General features: G+C 72.7%; 22 protein-coding genes. 7 read left to right on the forward strand and 15 right to left on the reverse strand.

Annotated features, from left to right (window positions below; translation table 11 throughout):
• Window positions 1-118 precede the first annotated feature (118 nt).
• On the reverse strand, window positions 119-574 hold the full coding sequence (locus ACH4D3_RS27505; RefSeq protein ID WP_398327091.1) for a Fur family transcriptional regulator: 456 nt from the start codon (window positions 572-574) through the stop codon (window positions 119-121).
• 132 nt (window positions 575-706) lie between these two features.
• Between ACH4D3_RS27505 and ACH4D3_RS27510 the strand changes: the two genes are divergently transcribed.
• On the forward strand, window positions 707-1,807 hold the full coding sequence (locus ACH4D3_RS27510) for a DUF475 domain-containing protein (RefSeq protein ID WP_398327094.1): 1,101 nt from the start codon (window positions 707-709) through the stop codon (window positions 1,805-1,807).
• A gap of 36 nt (window positions 1,808-1,843) precedes the next feature.
• Here the strand turns inward: ACH4D3_RS27510 and ACH4D3_RS27515 are convergent, their stop codons facing one another.
• On the reverse strand, window positions 1,844-3,277 hold the full coding sequence (locus tag ACH4D3_RS27515; RefSeq protein ID WP_398327097.1) for a WGR domain-containing protein: 1,434 nt from the start codon (window positions 3,275-3,277) through the stop codon (window positions 1,844-1,846).
• A 132-nt stretch (window positions 3,278-3,409) separates the two neighbouring features.
• Complete coding sequence (locus tag ACH4D3_RS27520; RefSeq protein ID WP_398327100.1) at window positions 3,410-4,483, reverse strand: polyprenyl synthetase family protein; 1,074 nt, start codon at window positions 4,481-4,483, stop codon at window positions 3,410-3,412.
• 176 nt (window positions 4,484-4,659) lie between these two features.
• On the opposite strand from ACH4D3_RS27520, the gene ACH4D3_RS27525 reads away from it, so the two are divergent.
• Complete coding sequence (locus ACH4D3_RS27525) at window positions 4,660-6,546, forward strand: TerD family protein (protein WP_398327103.1); 1,887 nt, start codon at window positions 4,660-4,662, stop codon at window positions 6,544-6,546.
• A gap of 74 nt (window positions 6,547-6,620) precedes the next feature.
• Here the strand turns inward: ACH4D3_RS27525 and ykgO are convergent, their stop codons facing one another.
• From ykgO to ACH4D3_RS27550, 5 genes are all read right to left on the reverse strand, one after another.
• Window positions 6,621-6,743, reverse strand: coding sequence for a type B 50S ribosomal protein L36 (gene ykgO, locus ACH4D3_RS27530; protein WP_003978293.1), 123 nt, complete (start codon window positions 6,741-6,743; stop codon window positions 6,621-6,623).
• A gap of 67 nt (window positions 6,744-6,810) precedes the next feature.
• Window positions 6,811-6,975 carry a 50S ribosomal protein L33 gene (gene rpmG / locus ACH4D3_RS27535; protein WP_007389579.1) on the reverse strand — a complete coding sequence of 55 codons (165 nt, stop codon included), beginning with the start codon at window positions 6,973-6,975 and terminating at the stop codon, window positions 6,811-6,813.
• Window positions 6,976-7,080: 105 nt separating this feature from the next.
• Window positions 7,081-8,415 carry a M20/M25/M40 family metallo-hydrolase gene (locus ACH4D3_RS27540; protein WP_398327107.1) on the reverse strand — a complete coding sequence of 445 codons (1,335 nt, stop codon included), beginning with the start codon at window positions 8,413-8,415 and terminating at the stop codon, window positions 7,081-7,083.
• The gene (locus tag ACH4D3_RS27545) at window positions 8,412-9,806 is read right to left on the reverse strand and encodes a cytosine permease (RefSeq protein ID WP_398327109.1); all 1,395 of its coding nucleotides are present in this window, start codon (window positions 9,804-9,806) and stop codon (window positions 8,412-8,414) included. The genes ACH4D3_RS27540 and ACH4D3_RS27545 overlap by 4 nt, the downstream gene beginning before the upstream one ends.
• Window positions 9,807-9,808: 2 nt before the next feature.
• Entirely contained in the window at window positions 9,809-10,762 is a 954-nt protein-coding gene (locus ACH4D3_RS27550; RefSeq protein ID WP_398327112.1) for a DUF1177 domain-containing protein, read from the reverse strand.
• Between the two features lie 149 nt (window positions 10,763-10,911).
• Here ACH4D3_RS27550 and ACH4D3_RS27555 point away from each other — a divergent pair, with 149 nt between their 5' ends.
• The 3 genes from ACH4D3_RS27555 (at window position 10,912) to ACH4D3_RS27565 (ending at window position 13,866) form a co-directional block, all read left to right on the forward strand.
• Window positions 10,912-11,745, forward strand: coding sequence for an IclR family transcriptional regulator (locus ACH4D3_RS27555; RefSeq protein ID WP_398327115.1), 834 nt, complete (start codon window positions 10,912-10,914; stop codon window positions 11,743-11,745).
• 38 nt (window positions 11,746-11,783) lie between these two features.
• The gene (pepE, locus tag ACH4D3_RS27560) at window positions 11,784-12,515 is read left to right on the forward strand and encodes a dipeptidase PepE (protein ID WP_398327118.1); all 732 of its coding nucleotides are present in this window, start codon (window positions 11,784-11,786) and stop codon (window positions 12,513-12,515) included.
• A gap of 127 nt (window positions 12,516-12,642) precedes the next feature.
• Window positions 12,643-13,866, forward strand: coding sequence for a cytochrome P450 (locus tag ACH4D3_RS27565; protein WP_398327121.1), 1,224 nt, complete (start codon window positions 12,643-12,645; stop codon window positions 13,864-13,866).
• Between the two features lie 16 nt (window positions 13,867-13,882).
• On the opposite strand, the gene ACH4D3_RS27570 is transcribed toward ACH4D3_RS27565, so the two are convergent.
• The 6 genes from ACH4D3_RS27570 to ACH4D3_RS27595 form a co-directional block, all read right to left on the reverse strand.
• A complete protein-coding gene (locus ACH4D3_RS27570; protein ID WP_398327124.1) occupies window positions 13,883-15,145 on the reverse strand; it encodes a cytochrome P450 in 1,263 nt (420 codons plus the stop codon).
• Window positions 15,142-15,780, reverse strand: a complete 639-nt coding sequence (locus tag ACH4D3_RS27575; protein ID WP_398327127.1) for a GTP-binding protein — start codon at window positions 15,778-15,780, stop codon at window positions 15,142-15,144. The genes ACH4D3_RS27570 and ACH4D3_RS27575 overlap by 4 nt, the downstream gene beginning before the upstream one ends.
• Window positions 15,761-16,117, reverse strand: a complete 357-nt coding sequence (locus ACH4D3_RS27580) for a DUF742 domain-containing protein (protein WP_398327130.1) — start codon at window positions 16,115-16,117, stop codon at window positions 15,761-15,763. Before ACH4D3_RS27580 ends, ACH4D3_RS27575 begins: the two co-directional genes overlap by 20 nt.
• Window positions 16,114-16,533, reverse strand: coding sequence for a roadblock/LC7 domain-containing protein (locus tag ACH4D3_RS27585; protein WP_398327827.1), 420 nt, complete (start codon window positions 16,531-16,533; stop codon window positions 16,114-16,116). The genes ACH4D3_RS27580 and ACH4D3_RS27585 overlap by 4 nt, the downstream gene beginning before the upstream one ends.
• 164 nt (window positions 16,534-16,697) lie before the next feature.
• Window positions 16,698-18,428: a sensor histidine kinase gene (locus ACH4D3_RS27590; RefSeq protein ID WP_398327133.1), complete on the reverse strand. Its 1,731-nt coding sequence runs from the start codon at window positions 18,426-18,428 to the stop codon at window positions 16,698-16,700.
• A gap of 280 nt (window positions 18,429-18,708) precedes the next feature.
• The gene (locus ACH4D3_RS27595; protein ID WP_398327136.1) at window positions 18,709-19,596 is read right to left on the reverse strand and encodes a LysR family transcriptional regulator; all 888 of its coding nucleotides are present in this window, start codon (window positions 19,594-19,596) and stop codon (window positions 18,709-18,711) included.
• A gap of 85 nt (window positions 19,597-19,681) precedes the next feature.
• Between ACH4D3_RS27595 and ACH4D3_RS27600 the strand changes: the two genes are divergently transcribed.
• A complete protein-coding gene (locus tag ACH4D3_RS27600) occupies window positions 19,682-20,542 on the forward strand; it encodes a PhzF family phenazine biosynthesis isomerase (protein WP_398327139.1) in 861 nt (286 codons plus the stop codon).
• A 69-nt stretch (window positions 20,543-20,611) separates the two neighbouring features.
• Entirely contained in the window at window positions 20,612-21,457 is an 846-nt protein-coding gene (locus ACH4D3_RS27605; RefSeq protein WP_398327142.1) for a lysozyme, read from the forward strand.
• 27 nt (window positions 21,458-21,484) lie between these two features.
• Here the strand turns inward: ACH4D3_RS27605 and ACH4D3_RS27610 are convergent, their stop codons facing one another.
• A complete protein-coding gene (locus ACH4D3_RS27610; RefSeq protein WP_398327145.1) occupies window positions 21,485-22,207 on the reverse strand; it encodes an FAD binding domain-containing protein in 723 nt (240 codons plus the stop codon).
• Window positions 22,208-22,293: the final 86 nt, after the last annotated feature.

Here is a 22,293-nt window from a genome sequence, read left to right on the forward strand (position 1 = left end):
GGGTGCGGGGCGCGTCCGTGGGCGACCGGGCAGCCGTCCGTCTCCTCGGTCTTCGCGTCGGTCACGATGGCGTCGTGGTTCTCGGACATGGGAGGAAAATCCTTCCGAACGGGGCGGATCAAGGTGCGGGGGAACTGCCGGGGGTGGAGCAGTCGGGGCACAGGCCCCGGTAGATGACCTCGGCCTCGTCTATCACGAAGCCGCGGTCGTCCGAGGCGGTCAGACAGGGTGCGTCGCCGACGGCGCAGTCGACGTCGGCGACGGCGCCGCAGGACCGGCACAGGACGTGGTGGTGGTTGTCACCGACCCGTCCCTCGAACCGCGCGGGGCCGCCGGGCGGTTCGATGCGGCGCACGAGCCGTGCCGCGGTGAGGGCGTGCAGGGCGTCGTACACGGCCTGGAGGGAGACGTGTCCCACGCGCCGACGCACCCCGGACGTGAGGGCCTCGGCGTCCAGGTGGTCCCCCGCCCGGACGGTCTCGAGCAGCGCGACACGGGCGGCGGTCACCCGCAGTCCCGCCCGGCGCAGCTCGTCGGCGGTGGCCGGATTCCGGGAGTTCCGGGATGCCGTCATGGCGGCGAACCTACTCCCTGGGACACGAACGACTCAAGGAAACGAACGACTCCAGCGTGGTAAACAACGTGCGTGGCGGGCACCGGCAGGTGATGCCGCCCCGCAGGGCACGACGACAGGAGTGAGTGGCCGGTGCTTGTGAAGACGTTCCGCTGGGCTTTCGCCGTCACGGCCCTCGGCCTGGCCGCGGGCGTGCTCTACGACGGCTGGACCGCCCTCGGCATCGTGGCGATCCTGTCCGTCCTGGAGATCTCGCTGTCCTTCGACAACGCGGTGATCAACGCCGGGATCCTGAAGAAGATGAACGCCTTCTGGCAGCGGATCTTCCTCACCGTGGGCATCGTGATCGCGGTGTTCGGGATGCGACTGGTCTTCCCGGTGGTGATCGTGGCGGTCAGTGCCCGGCTGAGCCCCTGGAGCGCGGTGCACCTGGCGCTCACCGACAAGGACCGCTATCAGGAGCTGGTGACGGACGCCCATCCGTCGATCGCGGCATTCGGCGGCATGTTCCTGATGATGATCTTCCTCGACTTCGTCTTCGAGGACCGGGAGATCAAGTGGCTGGGATGGCTGGAGCGTCCGCTGGCCAGACTCGGCAGGGTCGACATGCTGTCGGTCTGCATCGCCCTGATCGTGCTGCTGATTTCCGCGACCACCTTCGGCGCCCACGCCCACCAGCACGGCGGCACGCACGCCGACAAGGCGGAGACCGTCCTGCTCGCGGGCGTCGGCGGTCTGATCACCTACATGGTCGTGGGCGGTCTCTCCGGCTTCTTCGAGCAACGCCTCGAGGACGAGGAGGAGCGCGAACAGGAGGCGGAGGAGAAGGCGGAACGGGCGGGGCGGCCCGGATCCCCCGTCAAGCTGGCGGGCAAGGCGGCGTTCTTCATGTTCCTCTACCTGGAGGTCCTGGACGCGTCCTTCTCCTTCGACGGCGTCATCGGCGCCTTCGCCATCACCAACGACATCGTCCTGATGGCCCTCGGCCTGGGCATCGGCGCCATGTACGTCCGGTCCCTGACCGTCTACCTGGTCCGCCAGGGCACCCTCGACGACTACGTCTACCTGGAGCACGGCGCCCACTACGCCATCGGCGCCCTGTCGCTGATCCTGCTGGTCACCATCCAGTACGAGATCAACGAGATCGTCACCGGCCTCGTCGGCGTCGTCCTCATCGGCGCCTCCTTCTGGTCCTCGGTGCGCCGCAACCGCGCGCTGCGGAACGCCTCTTGAGGGGCGGCGTCGATCGCCCCAGGCGCCCCCGCGCCGTCACCGCAGGCGCCTGATGTCACCGCGCACCCGGTAGAAGCCGCCCGACGCGGCGTGCAGCGCGTCGACCACGTAACGCGCGCCCGGCTCCCGGATCGCCCTCGGGAACTGGACGTTCCACGAGTGGTCGTACCCCTCCGACACCACGTGGATCCGGGTACGGCCGTTCTCCTGGACGCATTCGACCACGACGGAGCCCGCGGGCGCCGCGGTCACGGTCGTCACGGCGGTGGCGGCGGTGGCAGGCGCGTACGTCGGCAGGGTGGCGGCGAGCTTCACGTCCCGGGCGACGGGCACCGAGCCCTGCTGCGCCGCCGTGACCGCCGCCTCGCTCGCGTCCACGCACACCAGGGAGCCGTCGGTGGTGACGAGGAACAGCCGCTCGTCGCGGTACTGCATGGACAGGGCGGAGCCGCCGCCCGTGCCCAGCTTCCACAGCCGGGTGCCGTCCCGGTCGAAGCAGTACACCGAGGACGCGGAGTCGCCGGCGAAGACGAACCGGCCGCCGGGAGAGGTGGCGCACGAGTACACCGGGCTGTCGCAGTGGTACGTCGCCTCGATGCCGCCGGTGGCCTTGGACAGCCGCTGGACCGTGTGCCGCGCCGTTCCCGCGTAGACCGCGTCGTCCTCCTGCCAGCCGAAGAGCACGGCACCCTGGGTGGGCGTGTGCCACAACTCGGCGCCGCCGTCCGGGGAGTGGGCGGTCACGCCGCGGGTGTGCCCGTGGTAGACGGCCCGGTCGTCGGCCCGCACCATCCAGGCGTGCTCACCGCGTCCGCCGCGCGACCACTGGTGTTCGTCCTCGTGGTCGATCACGGTGAGCCGTCCGGCGCGGTCCGCGACGTTCAGCACGCCCTCGTGGATGTCGAGCCAGAAGATGTCCACGTCGGCCGCGATGTCGTAGGCGGCGAAGGGCAGTTTGGACGACAGGTCGTAGACCCGGCCGTCGTCGCAGCCGGCGTAGATCCAGAAGTCGTCGGCGACCAGGCACTTGACGCCGTCCGGCAGCTGGTAGCGGGCGAGGACCTCGCCGCCGTGGGCGAGGGTGAAGACGTCGCCCGACTGGTTGCCCACCCAGCACTGGTCCTCGTCGATGTGGATGCCGAAGGCCGCGGAGCCGGTGCGGAACCGCCACAGGACCGGTGCGACCGCGCGGGCGGTGGACGGCGCGGAGGCGACCTGCCGGCGGGTGACGGCGCGGGGCGCGCGCTGTCCCTGCACGGCGGGCTCGTAGCCCTTGCGCACCTTCTCGCCTATCTTCTTGGCGGCCGCTGCCGCCGCCTTCTGGGCGGTGGGGAAGGTCGACGTCTGGGTCTGTCCTGCCGCGCCGATCCGGCCGTAGCGCACCGTCACGGCCTGCCCCTGGACGGTGACTTCGTAGAACTTGTGCGCGCTCCCGTCGTCCTGCGACAGCTCCAGGTACGTCCTCGACATGGCAGACCTCTCCCCGGTCGGTCCCGCGGCGTGTTCCGCGGGTTCCACTGATCACACCGTACGAGGTCCCACTGACAGTCGGCCGCGCCGGTGGACCGGCGGGTGCCTCGGCCCGGAGGACACCGGAAGGTGTCAGGCGGTCCGCTCGACGCTCCATCGCGGCAGCAGTTCGAAGAAGGCGACGGCGTCCTCGCGCCACCGCGGACGCCAGCCCTCCGCCACCAGCCGGGCCCGCTCGGCGTACTGCCGCATGTCGGCACGCATCCGGTCGGCGACGCCGGTGCGCTCGCCGATCGCGCGGATCTCGGCGACGGTCTCCGGCGTGCAGGCCGGATCGCCCAGGGCCTGGTTGACGAAGTCCCGCTCGGCGCCGCTCACGGCGGACAGCAGGCGGACGACGGTGTAGGTGTGCCTGCCTTCGCGGATGTCGCCGCCCGTCGGCTTGCCCGTGGTCTCCTCGTCGCCGAACAGGTCCAGCCAGTCGTCGCGCATCTGCCCGCAGATGCCGACCAGCCGCGCGTACCGGCGCAGTTCCGCCTCGTGGGCGCCCGGTTCGACGCCCGCGGCCAGGAGGCCCAGGCGCATCGGTGCGAGGACCGAGTAGCGGGCGGTCTTGTGGTCGGCGACGTCGTGCAGCACCTCCGCGTCCGGGACCGTGGCGGTGAAGTCCCGTTCCAGGTCGGCGATCTGGCCCACGAAGGTGTCGGTCGCCGCCCGGGTCTGGACCTCGACCATGGCCTGCCGCACCTCGACGGGCAGTTCGGCCTCCAGGAGTACGCGCAGGGAGAGGGCGAGGGCGAGGTCGCCCGCGAGCACGGTGAGGCCGAGGGCCGCCCGCGGACGCCCGGGGAACCGCTCCCGGTAGGCGTAGTAGGTGGTGGGGCCGCCCCGGCGGGTGGCGCTGTCGTCGATGAGGTCGTCGTGCACCAGGCCGTGGGTCTGCAGCAGTTCGATGCTCAGCGCGGCGGCGTCCAGCCCGTCCACCGGGCCGGCGGTCACCAGGCGCGCCGCCTCGTGCAGCAGCACGACCCGCATCCGCTTGCCGCCGCGCAGCGACAGGTCGCGCAGCAGTTGGACGCAGTCGGGGGTGAACCGGCTGGCGGACGGGGCGTCCAGTGCCGTGCCCAGCGTGTCGAAGTACTCGGCGAAGAGCGCGTTGAACCGGTGCTCGATCCGGGCGGCACGGTCCAGCGGCTGCTCGGTCATGACGAAGTCCTCCTGGGGCCTGGGCGGGTGGCGCGCCCAGCAGTGTGTCAGGAGGCCCGGAGTGTCCGGCTACCTGTCCGGCCATCTGTCCGGGGGCACGGGGTACGGGTGCCGCAAATCGGGATCAATGGCCGTTCGAGTTGAAGGAGATGTGGAGATACCTCCATCATTCCTCCATGTCTCTCGCGTCTGCCGCCTCCGATCTGTCCGACCTGCGCGACTACGCCTTCGAATGGGCGCTGGTCGATGTGGAGACCTCGGGTCTCGTCCCGCGCCGTGACCGGGTGCTGTCCGTGGCCGTGGTGACCCTGGGCGCGGACGGTGAGCAGACCGGCGAGTTCTCGACCCTGCTGGACCCCGGCTGTGATCCGGGGCCGGTGCACGTGCACGGGCTGACGGCCGAGCGGCTGCGCGGGGCGCCCGCCTTCGAGCAGGTGGCCGGGCGGATCGGCGCCCTGCTGGAGGGCCGGGTACTGGTCGCCCACAACGCCCAGTTCGACTACGACTTCCTCGCCCACGAGTTCACGCGGGCGGGGCTGCGGCTGCCCGTGGCCAGGCGGCTGTGCACCCTGGCGCTGAACCGCCGCGTCGACCCGCCGACCGACGACCTGAAGCTCGGCACGCTCGCCGCGCACTACGGTGTGCCCCGGCTCAAGGCGCACGACGCGCTGGACGACACCCGGGTGCTGGCGGGGGTGCTGCGCGCCTCGCTGCGGGAGGCGGCCCAACTCGACCTGGCGCTGCCCCTGGTGGCGTGCCCGCCGCGGCAGGACGCGCAGTTCGCGCCCAAGCCGCCGAAGACGCCGTGCGCCTTCCGCAACCCGGGGCGGCTCACCGCGGGCGGGCCGCTGGTGCAGGGCATGAAGGTCGCCGTCACCGGGGAGACCCGGACCGCCCGGGCGGACCTGGTGCTGCGGGGCGTCGCGGCGGGGCTCAACATGATGGGCTCGGTCAGCAGGCACACCAGCGCGCTGGTCACCAACGACTCGGCCGCGGACTCGGCCAAGGCCCGCCGGGCACACGCCGAGGGCGTCACGGTGATCGACGAGTCGGCCTTCCTGCGGCTGCTCGGCGACGTCCGCCCCGGCACGGCCCACGAGGGGACGGCGGCCCCGGTACCGGCGCCCGGAGCCGCACCGGCCCCGGAGCCCGCCACCGCGCTGCCGGCCGTGCCGACGCCACGCGCACCGGAGCCGGAGCCGGAGCCGGGCGGGGCGGCCGGTGCGCAGTCCGGCCGGAAGCGCTCCGCGAAGCCGCGCGGGCCGCTGACCGGGCGGCGGGTCCTCGTGCTCGGCGGCACCCACCCCGAGGCGGTCGCCGCCCGCACCCGCGTCGTCGAACTCGGCGGCGCCGCGGCCATCAACCTCTCCGCCGGCGTCACCGACGTGGTCGTCCTCGACGGCGGCCGCACGGACCGCGGAATGCCCCGGATCACCGCGCTGCTCCTGCCCGCCCACGAGGCCGCGTGGCTGACGGCGCCGGTGGTGACGGAGGCGCCCGGCACCGTGGGCGGGCGGGCGGCCGCCCACGTGCTGCCGCGCGGTGGCGTCGTCGACCTGCCGCTGCCGAAGGGGCGGGGAGCGGAGCACCGCTGGACGGTCACCGCGTCCTGGGCGCAGCAGACCGCGTGCGAGATCGACGTGGTCGCGTTCGTGCTGGACGAGGACGGCCAGGTCGCCTTCGACGAGGACTTCGTCTTCTACGGCGCCCCGGAGAACCCGGGCGGCACGGTGCGGCTGCTGAGCGACGGCCCGACCGAGCAGACCGTGAGCGTGGACCTCGCCACGCTGCCGCCCTCCGCCCGCAAGGTCGTCGTCGCCGCCGCGATCGACGGCTCCCCGGCCTTCGGGGAGGTGGGCGCCCTGCACATCGTCTCCGGCCCCGGCACGAGTGCGGCGTCCCTGGCGCAGGCCACACTGGACGCCGCCACCACGGAACGCACGATGCTGCTCGCGGAGATCTACCGGCGCGGGCAGAGCTGGCGGCTGCGGGCCGTCGGCCAGGGCTACGACCACGGCCTGGGCGTCCTCGCCCGGAGCTACGGCGTCGACGTGGACGGCTGATCCCGGCCGCATGCGCGCGGAGACGCCACGGCCCGGCCCCGTGGATCGCGGGCCGGGCCGGGAAGCGCGCGTGCTCAGCCCTGGCGGGCCTTGAAGCGCGGGTCCTTCTTGTTGATCACGTACGTCACGCCGCGGCGGCGCACCACCTGGGCGCCGGGCCTGGCCTTGAGGGCGCGCAGGGAGTTGCGGACCTTCACGACTGCCTCCTCACTTCTCGGCACTTCTCGGCACTTCTCGGTGCTGCTCAGCACTTCTCGGTGCCGTTCAGCGCTCCTCGCGGAACGGCACGTGCTCCCCGGCCACCGGGTCGTACTTGCGCAGGACGAGCCGGTCGGGGTCGTTGAGGCGGTTCTTGCGGGTGACGTAGGTGACGCCGGTCCCGGCGGACGACTTCAGTCTGACGACCGGGCGTGCGGTGCTGCGTGCCATGGTGCTTCTTCCGACCGCGGCGCGGGCTGCCGTTCTGTCCCGCGCATGTCAGTCAAGGGGCACAACGCCGACGGCCGCCGGGGCATTCCCCGTCGGCCGGACGGGTCAGCAGTCCTGCCACAGCCGGGTCATCACCCGCACCCCGAAGCGCAGGCCCTCCAGTGGCACCCGCTCGTCGACGCCGTGGAAGAGCCGCCCGTAGTCGAGGTCGTGGGGCAGCTTGAGCCCCTTGAAGCCGAAGCAGCGGATGTCGAGCTTGGTGAAGGCCTTGGCGTCGGTGCCGCCCGGGTTGCAGTACGGCACCGGGTGGCCGTCGGGGTCCTCGGCGCGCACGGCGGCGCACATGGCGTCGACGAGGGGTCCGTCGAAGGAGGTCTCCATCGCGATGTCGTGGTTGACCCACTGGCGTGACACCGAGGGCAGGAGCAGGGCGTCGATCGTGTCGATCAGCTCCTGCTCGTGGCCCGGCAGGAAGCGGCCGTCGACACGGGCGGTGGCCCGGCCCGGGATGACGTTGGTCTGGTAGCCGGCGGTGAACATGGTCGGGTTGGCCGAGTTGCGCAGCACGACCTGCATGAAGTCGGCCACGTGTCCGAGCTTGGCCAGTTCGGCGTCCAGGTCCTCCGCGTCGAGGTCGAGGTCGACCCCCTGGAGGCGGGCCGCCTCGGCGAGCAGGGCGCGCACCGGCTCGATCAGCCGGACGGGGAAGGTGTGGCGCCCGATGCGGGTGAGGGACTCGGCCAGGTCGGTGACGGCGTTCTCGTCGTTCGGGGAGGAGCCGTGTCCGGCGCGCCCGGCGGCCGTCAGCTCCATCCACGCCATGCCGCGCTGGGCGTTCTCGATCGGGTAGAGGCGCCGGGTGTCGTCCAGGGCGTAGCTGAAGCCGCCGCCCTCGCCGATCGCCTCGGTGACGCCCGCGAACAGCTCGGGCCGGTGCTCCACCAGCCAGTGGGCACCGAACTTGCCGCCCGCCTCCTCGTCGGCGAGGAAGGCGAGGACTATCTCGCGGGCGGGCCGGGTACCGGTGCGGGCGAAGTGGCGGGCGGTGGCCAGCATGACGGCCACCGTGTCCTTCATGTCGATGGCGCCGCGGCCCCACAGGTACCCGTCCCGGATCTCCCCGGAGAACGGCGGCACCCGCCACTCGGCCGCGTCGGCGGGTACGACGTCCAGGTGGCCGTGGACCAGCAGGGCGCCGCGTGAGGTGTCGGCGCCGGGGATGCGGGCGACGACGTTGGCGCGGCCCGGGGCGCTCTCCACCAGCTCGGAGGGGATCCCGGCCTCGGCGAGGCGGGCCACTACCCAGTCGGCGCAGGCCCGCTCGTCGCTGGTGGGGTTGGAGGTGTCGAAGCGGATCAGCTCCGCGCACAGGTCGACGACCTCCCGCTGTGCCTCCTCGGAGGCCGGGGCGGGGACGGGGGCGGGGGCGGTGGTGCTCACGGTGCTCCTACGGTGGCCGTGCCGGAGGCGGCCGGGGTGGGTTCGGCGGTGTCGTCCAGGGCCGTGGTGCCGTAGGTCCTGATCCAGCCGGCGAGGCCGAGGACGCAGTAGAGGACGAAGGCGGTCAGCAGCGAGTTCAGGGCGGGGATGCCGCCGTCGTAGAACTTGCCGACGCAGAAGGCGGCCGCCCAGATGACCAGGGACATGGGCACCCAGGTCGGCGAGGTGGCGGGCAGGGTCTCCGCGTCGCGGGTGGCGTCCAGGGGTGCCCGCATGCGGCGCACCACCCAGTACTCGGCGACGATGATGCCGCCCACCGGCGGGATGGCGACGCCCAGCACGGACAGGAAGTCGGTGAAGTGGGTCATGATGCCGACGGCGGAGAGCAGGGTGCCCGCGATGCCGAGGACGATGGTGACCGCGCCGCGGTGCACGCGCTTGCCGAAGACCACCTGGAAGAAGTTGACGACGCCGAGCGAGGAGCCGTACAGGTTCCAGTCGTTGATCTTCGCGGTGGACATCAGGACGACGAGGACGCCGAAGACGCCGGAGGTGGAGAGCACGATCTGGGAGACCTGGCCGCTGCCGACCATGTGGCCGAGCAGCACGCCGGTCAGGCCGACGATGTACTCGGAGAGGATCATCGACGACGCGCTCTGCAGGAAGACGTGGCTGCCCTTGCGGTTGTAGCGGGTCATCTCCGGGGAGACGATCGCGCCGGTCATGAAGCCGCCCGCGATGGCGGTCGCGGCGACGGCCAGCGGGATGGTCTCGCCGGGTGCCGGGGAGTGGATCAGCTCGGAGAACGAGTGGTCGCTCAGCGCGTCGGTGACCGACCAGGCGACCATCGCGAAGAACAGCGGCGTGACGATCTTCGCGAAGACGGCCATGTACTTGAAGCCGAAGATGACCAGCACGGTGATCGCGACGCCGGCGGCCGTGCACCACAGCCAGGAGGGGCCGCCGACGAGCGCGGACACGCTGTCGCCGAAGATCGTGTTCTGCACCCCGAACCAGCCGACGAGGCTGACCGAGATGACCAGGCTGACCAGCGCGGAGCCGTTGCGGCCGAAGCCCGCCCAGCGGGTGAGCAGCGGGGTCGCCAGTCCCTCGCGCATGCCCGCGAGACCGATCGCGAAGATGACGACTTCCAGGATCACCGCGCCGAGGGTGAAGGCGAGGAAGGCGTCGCCGAAGGTCATGCCGACGCCGATGGTGGCGCCCAGGGTGAACTGCGAGATGGAGCCGGACTGGGCGAGCCACTGCAGCAGCATCGTCCAGAAGCCGAGCCGCTTGTCGCGCGGGACGCGGGAGAGGGCGTAGTCGTCGCTGCCCACGGCGCCCGTGGCCGCCTGCGCCGATTCCGCGGCGGTGTTCTTGTCCATGGCCATGATCACGACCCCCCGGGTTCGCGGCCGAGGGTCTGCAGCCGGGTCAGCGAGCCGTAGCGGGACACGAGGGCGTCGAACTCCTGGTCGTCGTGGAAGTCGAGCTGTCCGCCGCCGTAGGCCTTCGCGGTCTCGACGGCGAACCGGGCGGCGGCCGCGATGTCGGTCTCGTGGCTGGCGCCCGTCTGGCAGCCGGGCACCGCCGCCGCGGAGGTGATCGCGAGACCGACCACCGGTGCGGCCGTCGCCGTGGCGGGCTGCAGGATCGAATTGATGTGGTGTACACCGTTACCGTACGGGGTGATGTCCTGGGTGGTCACGGGGTACGTGACCAAGGGCTCACCGGTCACCACGGCCAGCAGCTCGCCGAGCCGCTCGCTCACCCTGAGCACCCAGCCCTCCTTGACGGTGGGCGACAGGGCGAGGCCCTTGTGGTTGATGATGCGGTTGCCCTTGGTGGTGTCGACGGAGAGCACGGCCTCCATCTCGCCGGTGACCTCGTGCCGGTTCATGGTCGCGATGTCGACGGGCGAGTCCATGAACGGCACCGGGTCGTGCGGTGCGGTCGGGGCGTCCGGGCAGATGTGCGTGGCCACGATCACGTCGCCGTCGAGCACGTCGCCCCGGCGCCGCATGCCGAGCAGCTTGGCGGCGGTGGCGAGCGCCGCGACCGCGCCGTCCGCGTCGGAGACCAGGCCGACGGCCTCCGGGCGCGCCCCGACGCCGCCGAGCCGTCCCACCACGCCGAGCGTCCGCGCGGACCCGCCCCGGGTGCGGCCCGCCCGGCCCGGTATCCGTACGAGCACGAAGTCCGTCGAGCCGCGCTCGCCGGTGACGGTGGTGACCTCGGCGCCTGAGCCCTCGGGGCCCGCCACGGAGTCGAGGTGGGCGGCGACGCGCTTGCCGTCGACGTCGGGATCGTCGAGCAGATCCACGAGGTCCAGGACGTACTTCAACATGGGCAGTTCTCCTGATCCGCACCGGGGGCGGTGCTCACAGCAGGTTCGGGATGGACTAGCGTTGTCCGCAACTCTTTCCCGCTATCTGCAATACGGGTCTGCATGGTGAGATGCGATGCGATGGTGGGATGTGACCGAGAGGAGCCGTCATGGCCGGTCGCCCGGTCGAACCCGTGGACCGCAGGACGCCGGCCGGGGCGCTGCAGACCGTCGACCGCGCCCTGCTGGTACTGCTGGCGTTCGAGCGCAGCCGCCCGGACTGGGGGGTCACCGAGATCGCCGCCGAGTTCGGCTGGGACACCTCGGTCGCGCAGCGGCTGCTGTCCACCCTCGCGGGCCGCGGCTTCCTGGTCTCCGACCCGGCGACCCGCCGCTACCGGATCGGCCCGGCAGCCCTGCGCCTGGGCCGCCTCTGGGAGCGTTCGGGCTCCCTGGAGCTGCTCGCGGAACCGGTGCTGCAGGAGTTGCGGGCGGCGACCGGCGACACGGTGCTCTTCTGCCTGCCCGACAGCTTCCACATGCGCTGTGTCGCGGCCGTGGAGGGAGAGGAGGGGCCGCTGCGCTACTACCCGCTGGTCGGCGAGCTGTACCCGGCGCACGCGGGCGCCACCAGCAAGTCGTTCTACGCCTTCCTGCCCGACGAGCAGCGCCACCGGCTCTTCCGCGGGCGCCCCATGGCACGCTTCACCGAGCGCACGGTCACCGACCCGGACCAGCTGGAGCGCGAGTTCCGCAGCGTCCGCGCGCAGGGCTACGCGTGGACGGTCGGCGAGTACGACGCCGGTATCGGCACGGTCGCCATGCCGGTGTTCCTCGGCTCGGAGCCCTACGGCAGCCTCAGCCTCGGCGCCGCCAAGGAGCGCTTCCCGGAGGGGCCCGAGGACCGGCTGGAGGTGCTGCGCCGCGCCGCCCGGCTGCTGGAACAGCGCCTGACCCACCCGCCCCAGCACCACCGGCGCCCGCGCGCCCCCCGTACGTCCTGACGCACCACCGATCCACCCCCGTCGACGAGGAAGAACCCGTGAACCTCCTGCTCCTGTCCAACTCCACCCAGCACGGCCGCGGCTACCTGGAACACGCCCTCGACACCGTGACCGGCTTCCTGCCCGCCGGGGCCCGGCTGGCCTTCGTCCCGTACGCACTGGCCGACCACGACGCCTACACCGCCCGGGTCCGGGGCGCGCTCGCCGACGCCGGGATCGACGTGCGGGGCGTGCACGAGGGCGGCGACCCGCTCGCCCGGCTCGACGAGGCGGACGCCGTGTTCGTGGGCGGCGGCAACTCCTTCCGGCTGCTCTGCGCGCTGTACCGGACGGGGCTGCGGGAGGCGCTGACCAAGGCCGTGCGCGGCGGGCTGCCGTACATGGGGGCCAGCGCCGGGACCAACATGGCGGCGCCCTCGCTGCGCACCACCAACGACATGCCGATCGTCGAGCCGCCGTCCTTCGAGACGCTGGGCCTGGTCCCGTTCCAGATCAACCCGCACTACCTGGACCCCGACCCCGGCTCGACGCACAAGGGCGAGACCCGCGAACAGCGGCTCACGGAGTTCCTGGAGGAGAACGACGTGCCCGTGCTGGGCCTGCGGGAGGGTTCCTGGCTGCGGGTCGAGGGAGACCGGGCGGTGCTCGGCGGCGAGCGGGATGCCCGGCTGTTCCGGCGGGGCACGGCCCCGCGCGAGCTGGCGGTGGGCTCGGACCTGTCCGAACTGCTCGGCGTGCGGGGAGAGTTCGACACCGGCACCCGCCGCTGAGCGCACGCGGTGGACGACTCCGGGGGCGGCGGGGGCGCGGGGGTATGGACCCCGCCCCGCGGTCTGTCGGAGGCGTCGCGTCGTCAATAGCCTGGTACGGCAATGCCGTTGTCGACCGAGGAGTCCCATGTCCACCGCGCAGCAGGTCCCCGACATCCTCTCCCCCGAGTTCGCGGCGAACCCGTACCCGGCCTACCGGACGATGCGGGACAGCGCTCCCCTCATCCGGCACGAGGCCACCCAGAGCTGGATCGTCTCGCGCTACGAGGACGTGGAACGCGTCTTCAAGGACCGCGCGGGTCAGTTCACGACGGAGAACTACGACTGGCAGATCGAGCCCGTGCACGGCCGGACGATCCTCCAGCTGAGCGGCCGGGAGCACGCGGTCCGGCGCGCCCTGGTCGCCCCGGCCTTCCGCGGGGCCGACCTCCAGGAGCGGTTCCTGCCGGTCATCGAGCGCAACTCCCGCGAGCTGATCGACGCGTTCCGGCACACCGGCCGCGCCGATCTGGTCGCCGACTACGCGACCCGGTTCCCGGTCAACGTCATCGCGGACATGCTGGGCCTGGACAAGGCCGACCACGACCGGTTCCACGGCTGGTACACGTCGGTCATCGCGTTCCTCGGCAACCTCTCCGGCGACCAGGGGGTCGCGGCGGCCGGTGCGCGCACCCGGACGGAGTTCGCCGAGTACATGTTCCCGATCATCCGGGAGCGCCGCGAGAACCCGGGCGACGACCTGCTGTCCACGCTGTGCGCCGCGGAGGTGGACGGGGTCCGGATGAGCGACGAGGACATCAAGGCGTTCTGCAGTCTGCTGCTCGCGGCCGGCGGCGAGACCACCGACAAGGCGATCGCCGGCATCTTCGCCAACCTGCTGGCCCATCCGGAGCAGTTGGCGGCCGTGCGCGAGGACCGGAGTCTGATCCCGCGTGCCTTCGCCGAGACACTCCGCTACACCCCGCCCGTCCACATGATCATGCGTCAGACGGCGACCGACGTCACGCTCAGCGGCGGCACGATACCCGCCGGTGCCACCGTCACCTGCCTGATAGGGGCGGCCAACCGGGACGAGAGCCGCTACCGCGATCCGGACCGCTTCGACATCATGCGTGACGACCTGACCACGACGACCGCCTTCTCGGCCGCCGCCGACCACCTCGCCTTCGCGCTCGGCCGGCACTTCTGCGTCGGCGCCCTGCTGGCGAAGGCCGAGGTCGAGACCGGGGTCGGGCAGCTCCTGGACGCGCTGCCCGGCCTGCGGGCCGAGGAGGGCTTCGAGGTGGTGGAGCGGGGCGTGTTCACCCGTGGCCCGCAGTCGCTGCCGGTGCGCTTCACTCCCGAGGCCTGAGGTACCGCACCGGTTCTCAGGCCACGACGGGTGTGAAGTGCGCGGGCAGGGTCGTCAGGCCGCGCATCCAGATGGACGGACGCCAGGTCAACTCCTCGGGCTCGACGGCGAGTACGAGGTCGGGGAGCCGCTCCAGCAGCGTCTCGACCGCGGTACGGGCGACGACGTCGGCGAGCAGGGGTGCCGGGTACGGGCACCGGTGTTCGCCGTTGCTGAAGGACAGGTGCGCGGAGTTCTCGGCGCCGACGTGGGCCTCGGGCCACAGCTGCGGATCGGTGTTGGCCGCGGCGAAGCCGAGCACGAGGCAGTCGCCGGCCCGGATGTGCCGGCCGCCCAGCTGGGTGTCGTTGACGGCCCAGCGTCCGATGAAGTTCTGGGTGGGTGTGTCCAGCCACAGCACTTCGTTGAGGGCCTCCCCCACGCTGAGGCGGCCGCCGGAGACGTTCAGCGCGAAGCGTTCGTCGGTGAGCAGCAGGCGCAGCGTGTTGCCGATCCAGTTGGCGGTGGGCTGCTGGGCGGCGGCGATGACGGAGATGAGGTCCTGGACGATCTCCTCGTCGGTCAGTCCGGCCGGGTGGGTGAGCATGCGGGAGGTGACGTCGGGGCCGGGGCGCTCGCGCTTGTGGCGGACCAGTTGGTGGATGCGCTCTCCCACGCGCGTGTAGGCGGCGACCGGGTCGTCCGACTCGGCCGCGTCCAGGGAGATGCGCAGGTCCTCGACGAGCCGCTGGGTGTCGGCGCCGGTGTGCGGCATCCCGCACATGCGTACGGCGGCGCGCATCGGCAGGGGGTGCGCGTAGCCGCTCATCAGCTCGGCCCGGCCGCTTCCGGCGAAGGCGGCGATGAGCCGGTCGGCGAGGTGCCTGCAGTCCCGGGCCAGTTCGAACTGGTCGATGCCCGCCAGTGCCTGGGTGATGACGCCGGCCCGCCGCCGGTGCTCCTCGCCCTCGGTGAACAGGACGGACGGCTGGTGGCCGACGTAGGGCAGCAGGGGCCAGTCGGGCGGGATGCCGCCCCACTGGTTCCAGCGGCGCGAGTCCCGGGCGAACAGCTCGTCGTGACTGGTCACATAGCTGACCTCGGGGTAGCCGAGGACCAGCCAGGCGGGGATGCCACCGTCCAGGAGCACGGGCGCGACGGCGCCGTGTCGGGCCCGCAGACCCCGGTACAGCTCCGACGGCGTCTGCTGGTACTCCAGTCCGGCCAGCGGCACGGCGTCCGGGTGCGCGGGGCAGCCCGGTGCGGCGACGGGGTGGGGTGACGGGTCGATGTCGGTCACGATGCGCTCTCCTGGGCCAGGGCCAGTTGGTAGAGGTGGTCCACGAGGGTGACCAGCACGTGCTTGCCCGAGGTCCGCACCCGCGCGTCGCAGTCGATCAGCGGCACGTGGTCGGGCAGCGCGAGGGCCAGCCGGATCTCGTCCAGGGAGTGCCGGGCGGTGTCGTCGTCGAAGCGGTTGACCGCCACCACGAACGGGGTGCGATGGTGTTCCAGCCGGTCTATCGCGTACCAGGAGTCGTCCATCCGGCGGGTGTCGACGAGGACGACCGCGCCGAGGGTGCCGGAGAACAGCCGGTCCCACAGGAACCAGAAGCGTTCCTGGCCGGGGGCGCCGAACAGGTACAGCACCATGCGGTCGTTGAGGCTGATCCGGCCGAAGTCGAAGGCCACGGTGGTGGTGGTCTTCGACGTGACCCCGCCGGTCTCGTCGACGCCGACCCCGGCCTGGGTCATGACCTCTTCGGTGTTGAGCGGCCGGATCTCGCTGACGGAGCGGACGAGGGTGGTCTTGCCGACTCCGAAGCCGCCCACGACGACGATCTTCAGTCCGGTCTCCGCGGCGTCGGTCAGGGGCTTGCGGCCGGAGGTCGTGGTGGTGCCGGAGGCGGTCGGGTCAGAGGTTGCGGAGCCCATGGAGCACCTCCTGGAGAAGGGCGGTATCGGGTTGGGACGCGGCGGTCTGCCCCAGGCGCGGGTGGCGCGCGGTGATGCTCGCGGTGGCGAGCAGATCGCCGAGCAGGATGCGCACGACCGTGATCGGCAGGGCCAGTTCGGCGGCGAGTTCCACCACGGCCGTGGGGTGCCGGCACAGGTCGAGGATGCGGACGTGTTCCGACTGCATGCCGGCCGACGGCGCGCACTCGGCGACGACCAGGGTGACGAGGTCGAAGGAGTCGTCGGCACGGCTGCGCCCGCCCGTGACCGTGTAGAGCCGGTCGGGTGCGCCGGTGTCCACGGGCCTGCGCGTCACGACGGGCTGCCCCCGGGAACGGCGTGCCGCGGCTCGGCCCTCAGGTGTTCGCCGATCTGCTCGACCAGCTCGGTCATCTGGTGGCCGACCACGCCGGGGTCGGCGTCCTCCACCGCGACGACGGCCAGGTGTGCGCCCTCGCCCGCCTCCACGATGAACAGCAGCCCGCCGTGGAACTCGGTCATGGAGTGCCGCACGCCGCCGGTGCCGTTGCCGAACTCGACGGAGGCGCCCTGGGCGAGGGCCTGGATGCCCGAGCAGATCGCGGCGAGCTGGTCGGCCCGGTCCAGGGTGAGGTGTTCGGTCCAGCAGAGCCTGAGTCCGTCGCGGGACAGGACGAGGGCGTGGCGGGTACCGGGGGTGCGGTCCAGGAGGTTCTGCAGGAGCCAGGTGAGGCTGTTGTCGGTGGTCTGCATGATGGGTGCGGGGGCGGTGGTTCCTGGTGTTGCGGTCACCGTCCCGTTCCTCCAATCTCACGAGCGACACGAGCGGTGGGGCGAGGGGGCACCGGTGCGCGCCGGGGGCGTGCTGCGGGTGCGACGGCTGGTGCGATGCGACGGGGCGCGGTCCTGCCCGCCTGCTAGCCCGGGGCGGGCGGTTCGGACTCCGACGCTCCGCCGGACGCCCCGGACTGCCGCCCCCGGTGGAAGGCGCCGAAGCTGGCCCCGGCGTCGCGGGCGGCCGACGCCGCCGGGTCGACGGGCGGCCGGTGGTGGTCGCGGTGCTCCCGCTCGGCCTCCGCCTCGGCCATCGTGCGGCCCGGGGAGCGCATGGGCAGGCCGCCCGGCGTGGCGGTAGCGGGACCGGGGCGTACCGCCTGTTCGGGCAGGACGGTCCGCTCCGCCGGCCGTACGTCCGGGATCCGCCGCGGGTACGCCGGGGCCTCCGCGGCCGGTGCGGGGCCGGGGACGGTGGAGGCACCACCACCGCCGAAGGTGCGGCCGGTCAGGGCGGGCCCGGGGTCCCGCTGCTGGGCCAGCAGTTGGGGCGGCACCAGGACGACGACGCCGGTGCCGCCGCGCGACGAGGGCCGGTAGCTCACGCCGACGCCGTACTTGGCGGCCAGCCGTCCCACCACGGCGAGGCCGAGGCGGGTGCCCTGCAGCGAGGCCAGGTCGTTCGTCCGCCCCGACACCGCCTGTTCGGCGTGGCGCATGGCGGCGTCGGCCATCTTCAGCCCGCTGTCCTCGATGGTGACGACGATTCCGGCGGTACGTTCCTCCACGTAGACGTGGACCTCGTCGATGGGCGGTGAGAAGTTGGCGGCGTTGTCCATGAGTTCGGCCAGCAGGTGCATGACGCCCTCGGCCGCGTAGCCGGAGATCGCGGCGTCGGTGGAGCAGTGCATCCGCACCCGCTGATAGGCGGCGATCCGGCCGACGGCGCCGCGCAGGATGCTCTCCATCACGATGGGTCTGTTCCAGGCCCGGCTGGAGCGCCCGCCCATCAGGAGCGCCAGCCGGTCGGTGATGAGGCCGAGCTGCGAGGTGCTGTGGTCCAGGCGCAGCAGATCGCCGAGGACCTCCTCGCCGTGACGATCCTGCATGTCCCTGAGGTCGGCGAGCATGCTGACGGCCTTGGCCTGGACGCGGCTGAGGGACTTGGCGGAGGCGGCCTGCGCGGCGGCGGTACGCCGTTCGCTGTGGGCCAGTTCCCGGACGAACAGCTCGGCGCAGGCGCGGGCCTGTGCTCCGCGTGGCCAGTCCAGTTCGGCGAGGACGATCTCCGCCGAGGTGCCGTCCCGCAGCTTGCCCACGGCGGCGGGCAGGGTGCTGTTGGTCAGGTGTTCCAGCTCGGCGACGCCGCGGCGGGTCTCCCCCAGTGCCTGCTGCCGCCGGGACTCGGCGTCCGCGGCCTGCCGCACCGCGTCCTCCACCAGGACGGCGAAGCTCTGGACGACCTGCCGCAGGTGCGGCCCGGAGGTGGGGGCGGTGTTGGCGACGGCCTCGTCCGCGCCGGTGCCGTCGCGCACTTGCTGCGCGATACCCGGTAACGCGACGTTGACCAGATGCACCAGCCCGGCGTTCTCCTGCGCGAGCTGGGCCTTGAGGGCGCTGATCTCCGTCCGCCGGGCCGCCGCGGTCCGGCGTGCCCGTCCGACCAGGTGGGAGCCGAGGACGACGGAGACGGCGACGCACAGCCAGGACGTCACGGCGAGGGTCGCGGTCCAGCTCCGGGCGGTCTCGGGAGCGGCCGCCCAGGCGGCTCCGGCGGCAGCGGCCGTGGCCGGCAGCACGAGCAGCGGGACGGCTGGGGTGGAGCGGTGAGGTTTCTGCGTCCGGGGCGGGGTGGGGGGTGCAGACACTGACATTCCGCGGTCCCTCGGGTCCTTGAGAGCGGGGAAGGGGCCGGTCGACCGGGGTCGACCGCGGGCCGGAGCCGGGCCGCCGGCGAGTGGTGATCACTCCGGCGGGCTTGCGGCTCATGCTAGTCACCGGGTTGACCGCGCATGCCGGACCGGCCGCAGACCCCACCGAGGAGCGAACTTTCCCGACATCTCGCCCATCGAACGCACCGATGTGGTACAGGCGTTCTGCCTGGGGCAGGTGTTCCGGGCGGACGGTTCGGGCCGGGCGCCGGGTGGGCGGCCTTCAGTCGCCCAGATGGCGGACGAGCGCCCGGGCGACCTCCTGTGCGGCGGGTGCCGTCCAGCGCCTGCGGTGCCGGGCGAGTCGTACCGGTACGGCGGGGAAGCCGGGCCCCTCGACCCGTACCAGGCGCCCGCGGCGGAGTTCCTCCGTCACCGTGGTGAGCGGCAGCAGCGTCAGCCCCAGCCCGGCCGCGACGCAGTTGCGCGCCGCGTCGACGCTGCCGAACCTGGTCAGCCGGGGCCTGGTGTCCGGCACCTCGAGCAGCCGCCGGGCCAGCGCGTCGCTGTAGGAGCAGCCCTCCTCCAGCAGGAAGAAGCTCTCCTGGGCGAGTTCCGGCCAGCTCGCCGCCCGCTCCCGGGCGGCCAGCGGGTGTCCGGCAGCGGCGACGAGGGCGAGCGGCTCACGGCCGGCCGGCTCCGACGTCACGTCGGGGAACTCCGTCTCCTCCGCCAGCAGCAGGGCGAGGTCGAGGCGTCCCGACCGCAGCCCCTCGACGCACTCCCGGGTCCCGGCCGCGTACAGGTGGACGTCCACCTCGGGGTGGCTCGTGCGCAGCGCCGCGACCAGTCCCGGCAGGCGGCTCGCGCACAGGGACTCGGGGCTGCCGATCACCACCCGCCCCGACACCGCGCCGCCCTCCGCGCTCCCGGCCCGCAGCCGCGCCACGGCGTCGAGCACCTCCTCGGCCCGTTCCAGGAGGCGGCGCCCGGCGTCGGTGAGCAGCGCTCCGGTGGGCAGGCGGTCGAAGAGCCGCACGCCGAGGTCCCGTTCCAGGGTGCGGATGTGCACGGTGACGGTGGACTGGGCCAGGTGCAGTTCGGCCGCGGCGGCGGTGAAGCCGCCGGTGCGGGCGAGCACGGTGAAGGTCGTCAGCAGTCGGGTGTCCACGGAGCCAGGGTATGCGGTTCCCCGATGGAAGAGATCGCGAACGATCGTTGGACACGATCGGCGGGCGGCTGGCAGCGTGTCCCCCATGACGACGGAGATCCTGCGCTACTCGGCCTTCACCCACGACCCGGCGGGCGGCAACCCGGCCGGGGTGGTCCTCGACGCGTCCGGGCTGGACGACCCGGAGATGCTCGCGATCGCCGCCGAGGTGGGCTATTCCGAGACCGCGTTCGTCACCGGCGGCGACGCCGAGCGACGGCGGTTCCGGGTCCGCTACTTCAGTCCGCTGGCCGAGGTGGCGTTCTGCGGGCACGCGACGGTTGCGCTGGCCGTCGCCCTCGCCGAGCGGCTGGGTCCCGGCGAGATCGTCCTGGACACGCCCGCCGGTGAGATCCCGGTGTCCACCGCGGTCGACGGGACCGGAGCGGTGCGGGCCACCCTCACCAGCGTGCCGACGCGTTCGCGCCCGGCGCTGCCCGCCGAACGCGACGCCGCGCTCGCGGCGCTCGGCTGGACGGCGGCCGACCTGGATCCCGACCTGCCCGCCCACGTGGCGTTCGGGGGAAACGACCACCTGGTGCTCGCCGCGGCGTCCCGGGCCCGGCTGGCCGACCTCGACTACGACTTCGACGCGCTCGCCGAGGTCATGCGGCGCCACGGCTGGACGACGGTGGACCTGGTGTGGCGCGAGTCGGCCGAGCGCTATCACGCCCGCAACCCGTTCCCCGTCGGCGGCGTCGTGGAGGACCCGGCGACGGGCGCGGCGGCCGCGGCGTTCGGCGGGTACCTGCGCGAACTGGGCCTGGTCACCGGCCCGGCCGCGATCGCGGTCCGCCAGGGCGAGGACATGGGCCGGACCAGCGAGCTGCTGATCGAGGTGGGTCCGCACGATCCGCGCACACGGGTCACCGGACAGGCCGTGCCGGTCTTCGGGGCGCCGGTCTGAGACCACCCCCAACACCGTCTGGGCGACTGTGGGATGCGGTGGCGCCCGACTGCGGTTCGGATGGGTGCCATGCGCAGACCCATAACAGTGGCTCGACGCCACTCACGCCTGCTCACCTCAGGCGTCATCCTCGCCGCCCAGTCACTCCTCCTGACCCTGGCCGCCGTCCCGGCCACGGCCGCCGCCTCCGCCGACGACACCAGGACGCCCGCTCGCGGCACCGCCCACATGGGCACCGGCGTTCTCGCCCACGAAGGGGTCCAGGGCCGCCCCGTCGGCACCCGCGTCGCCCAGACCGAGGGGGTGGACGTCTCCAGCCACCAGGGCAACGTCGCCTGGTCGACCCTCTGGAACAGCGGCGTGAAGTGGGCCTATGTGAAGGCCACCGAGGGGACCTCCTACCGGAACCCGTACTTCGCCCAGCAGTACGGCGGTTCGTACGACGCCGGGATGATCCGCGGCGCGTACCACTTCGCGACCCCGGACACCGCGGGCGGCGCCGCCCAGGCCGACTACTTCGTCGATCACGGCGGCGCCTGGTCCAAGGACGGCAAGACGCTGCCGGGTGTCCTCGACATCGAGTACAACCCGTACGGGGCCACCTGCTACGGACGGACGCACAGTCAGATGGTCAGCTGGATCCGGGCGTTCCTGGACCGGTACAAGCAGCGCACCGGCCGCCACGCCGCCATCTACACCTCCACCAACTGGTGGACGCAGTGCACCGGGAACTACAGCGGTTTCGGCGCGAACAACCCGCTGTGGATCGCCCGGTACGCCTCGACCGCGGGGACGCTCCCGGCCGGCTGGGACTTCCACACGATGTGGCAGTACACCTCGTCCGGGCCGACCGTCGGGGACCACGACAAGTTCAACGGCGCGCTGGACCGGGTCAAGGCCCTGGCCAACGGCTGACGCGGACGCACGGAGCCGGCCGCCGGTTCAGCGGTCGGCGAGGGGGCCCAGGACACCGGCGACCTGCTCGCGCACCACGTCCCGGGCCCCGGCGGGCAGCGAGCCGATGTCCGTCCGGCCCAGGGCGTCGAAGGTCTCCTCGGCGTCCGTGCCGCACCCGGTGGTCCCGCTCAGCACGTCGTAGCCGTCGCGCACGGCGACGCGCAGCCGGAGCCCGCCCTCGGCATCGGCGTGCACGGCGGTGGCGACCACCAGGGGCGGCGGACCGCCGGCTTCGGCGGGCTCCTTGCGGTAGCCGCTGGCCAGCGGTGTGCGCCAGCGCAGGCCGAGCAGCAGGTGACGCTTCGCCATCACCTCGCCCAGATCGGTCTCGTAGGGGCGGTCCGGGCCCAGCACCGTGGCGCGGGCGTCCAGCACAAGGGCCGCTGGCAGCAGGCAGCGCAGGCTGCTGCCGACGAGGTTGCCGCCCACCGTCGCGGTCCGGCGTACGGCTCCGGTGCCGACCGAGCCCGCCGCCCGGCGCAGCACCTCGGGCACCCGGTCGTCTATACGGTGCAGCACCACGGCCGCGCCCAGCGACTCGGGTTCGACGGCGGTCGCCTCCGGCAGTGCGCGCAGCGACATGGCCAGTTCCGGGAAGCCGTCGCGTTGCCAGGTGGCCCACACGAGCGTGGCCCCGCCGATGGGCACCGCGCCCTGTGCCATGCACTCCTGCGCTTCGGTCACGGTCGTGGGCTGACGCAGGAGCATGACGATCGACCTGCTTCCCGGGAGTCGGCGGCCGGACGACACCGCGTCTTCCGCCGGGTGAACACGGTCACTGGGATTGTCCGTAC

The organism is Streptomyces sp. NPDC018026, assembly GCF_044327745.1.
In the GTDB taxonomy this organism is placed as follows: Bacteria; Actinomycetota; Actinomycetes; order Streptomycetales; family Streptomycetaceae; genus Streptomyces; species Streptomyces rubrogriseus.

What these genes read in the sequence shown, in the direction of transcription:
- ACH4D3_RS27525 (WP_398327103.1), top strand. Translation starts at nt 4,660, where the DNA reads ATGTCTCTCGCGTCTGCCGCCTCCGATCTGTCCGACCTGCGCGACTAC.
- ACH4D3_RS27545 (WP_398327109.1), bottom strand. Translation starts at nt 9,806, where the DNA reads ATGGCCATGGACAAGAACACCGCCGCGGAATCGGCGCAGGCGGCCACG.
- ACH4D3_RS27610 (WP_398327145.1), bottom strand. Translation starts at nt 22,207, where the DNA reads ATGCTCCTGCGTCAGCCCACGACCGTGACCGAAGCGCAGGAGTGCATG.
- ACH4D3_RS27550 (WP_398327112.1), bottom strand. Translation starts at nt 10,762, where the DNA reads ATGTTGAAGTACGTCCTGGACCTCGTGGATCTGCTCGACGATCCCGAC.
- ACH4D3_RS27505 (WP_398327091.1), bottom strand. Translation starts at nt 574, where the DNA reads ATGACGGCATCCCGGAACTCCCGGAATCCGGCCACCGCCGACGAGCTG.
- ACH4D3_RS27605 (WP_398327142.1), top strand. Translation starts at nt 20,612, where the DNA reads ATGCGCAGACCCATAACAGTGGCTCGACGCCACTCACGCCTGCTCACC.
- ACH4D3_RS27590 (WP_398327133.1), bottom strand. Translation starts at nt 18,428, where the DNA reads ATGTCAGTGTCTGCACCCCCCACCCCGCCCCGGACGCAGAAACCTCAC.
- ACH4D3_RS27555 (WP_398327115.1), top strand. Translation starts at nt 10,912, where the DNA reads ATGGCCGGTCGCCCGGTCGAACCCGTGGACCGCAGGACGCCGGCCGGG.
- rpmG (WP_007389579.1), bottom strand. Translation starts at nt 6,975, where the DNA reads ATGGCACGCAGCACCGCACGCCCGGTCGTCAGACTGAAGTCGTCCGCC.
- ACH4D3_RS27520 (WP_398327100.1), bottom strand. Translation starts at nt 4,483, where the DNA reads ATGACCGAGCAGCCGCTGGACCGTGCCGCCCGGATCGAGCACCGGTTC.
- ACH4D3_RS27575 (WP_398327127.1), bottom strand. Translation starts at nt 15,780, where the DNA reads ATGGGCTCCGCAACCTCTGACCCGACCGCCTCCGGCACCACCACGACC.
- ACH4D3_RS27600 (WP_398327139.1), top strand. Translation starts at nt 19,682, where the DNA reads ATGACGACGGAGATCCTGCGCTACTCGGCCTTCACCCACGACCCGGCG.
- ACH4D3_RS27565 (WP_398327121.1), top strand. Translation starts at nt 12,643, where the DNA reads ATGTCCACCGCGCAGCAGGTCCCCGACATCCTCTCCCCCGAGTTCGCG.
- ACH4D3_RS27515 (WP_398327097.1), bottom strand. Translation starts at nt 3,277, where the DNA reads ATGTCGAGGACGTACCTGGAGCTGTCGCAGGACGACGGGAGCGCGCAC.
- ACH4D3_RS27585 (WP_398327827.1), bottom strand. Translation starts at nt 16,533, where the DNA reads ATGCAGACCACCGACAACAGCCTCACCTGGCTCCTGCAGAACCTCCTG.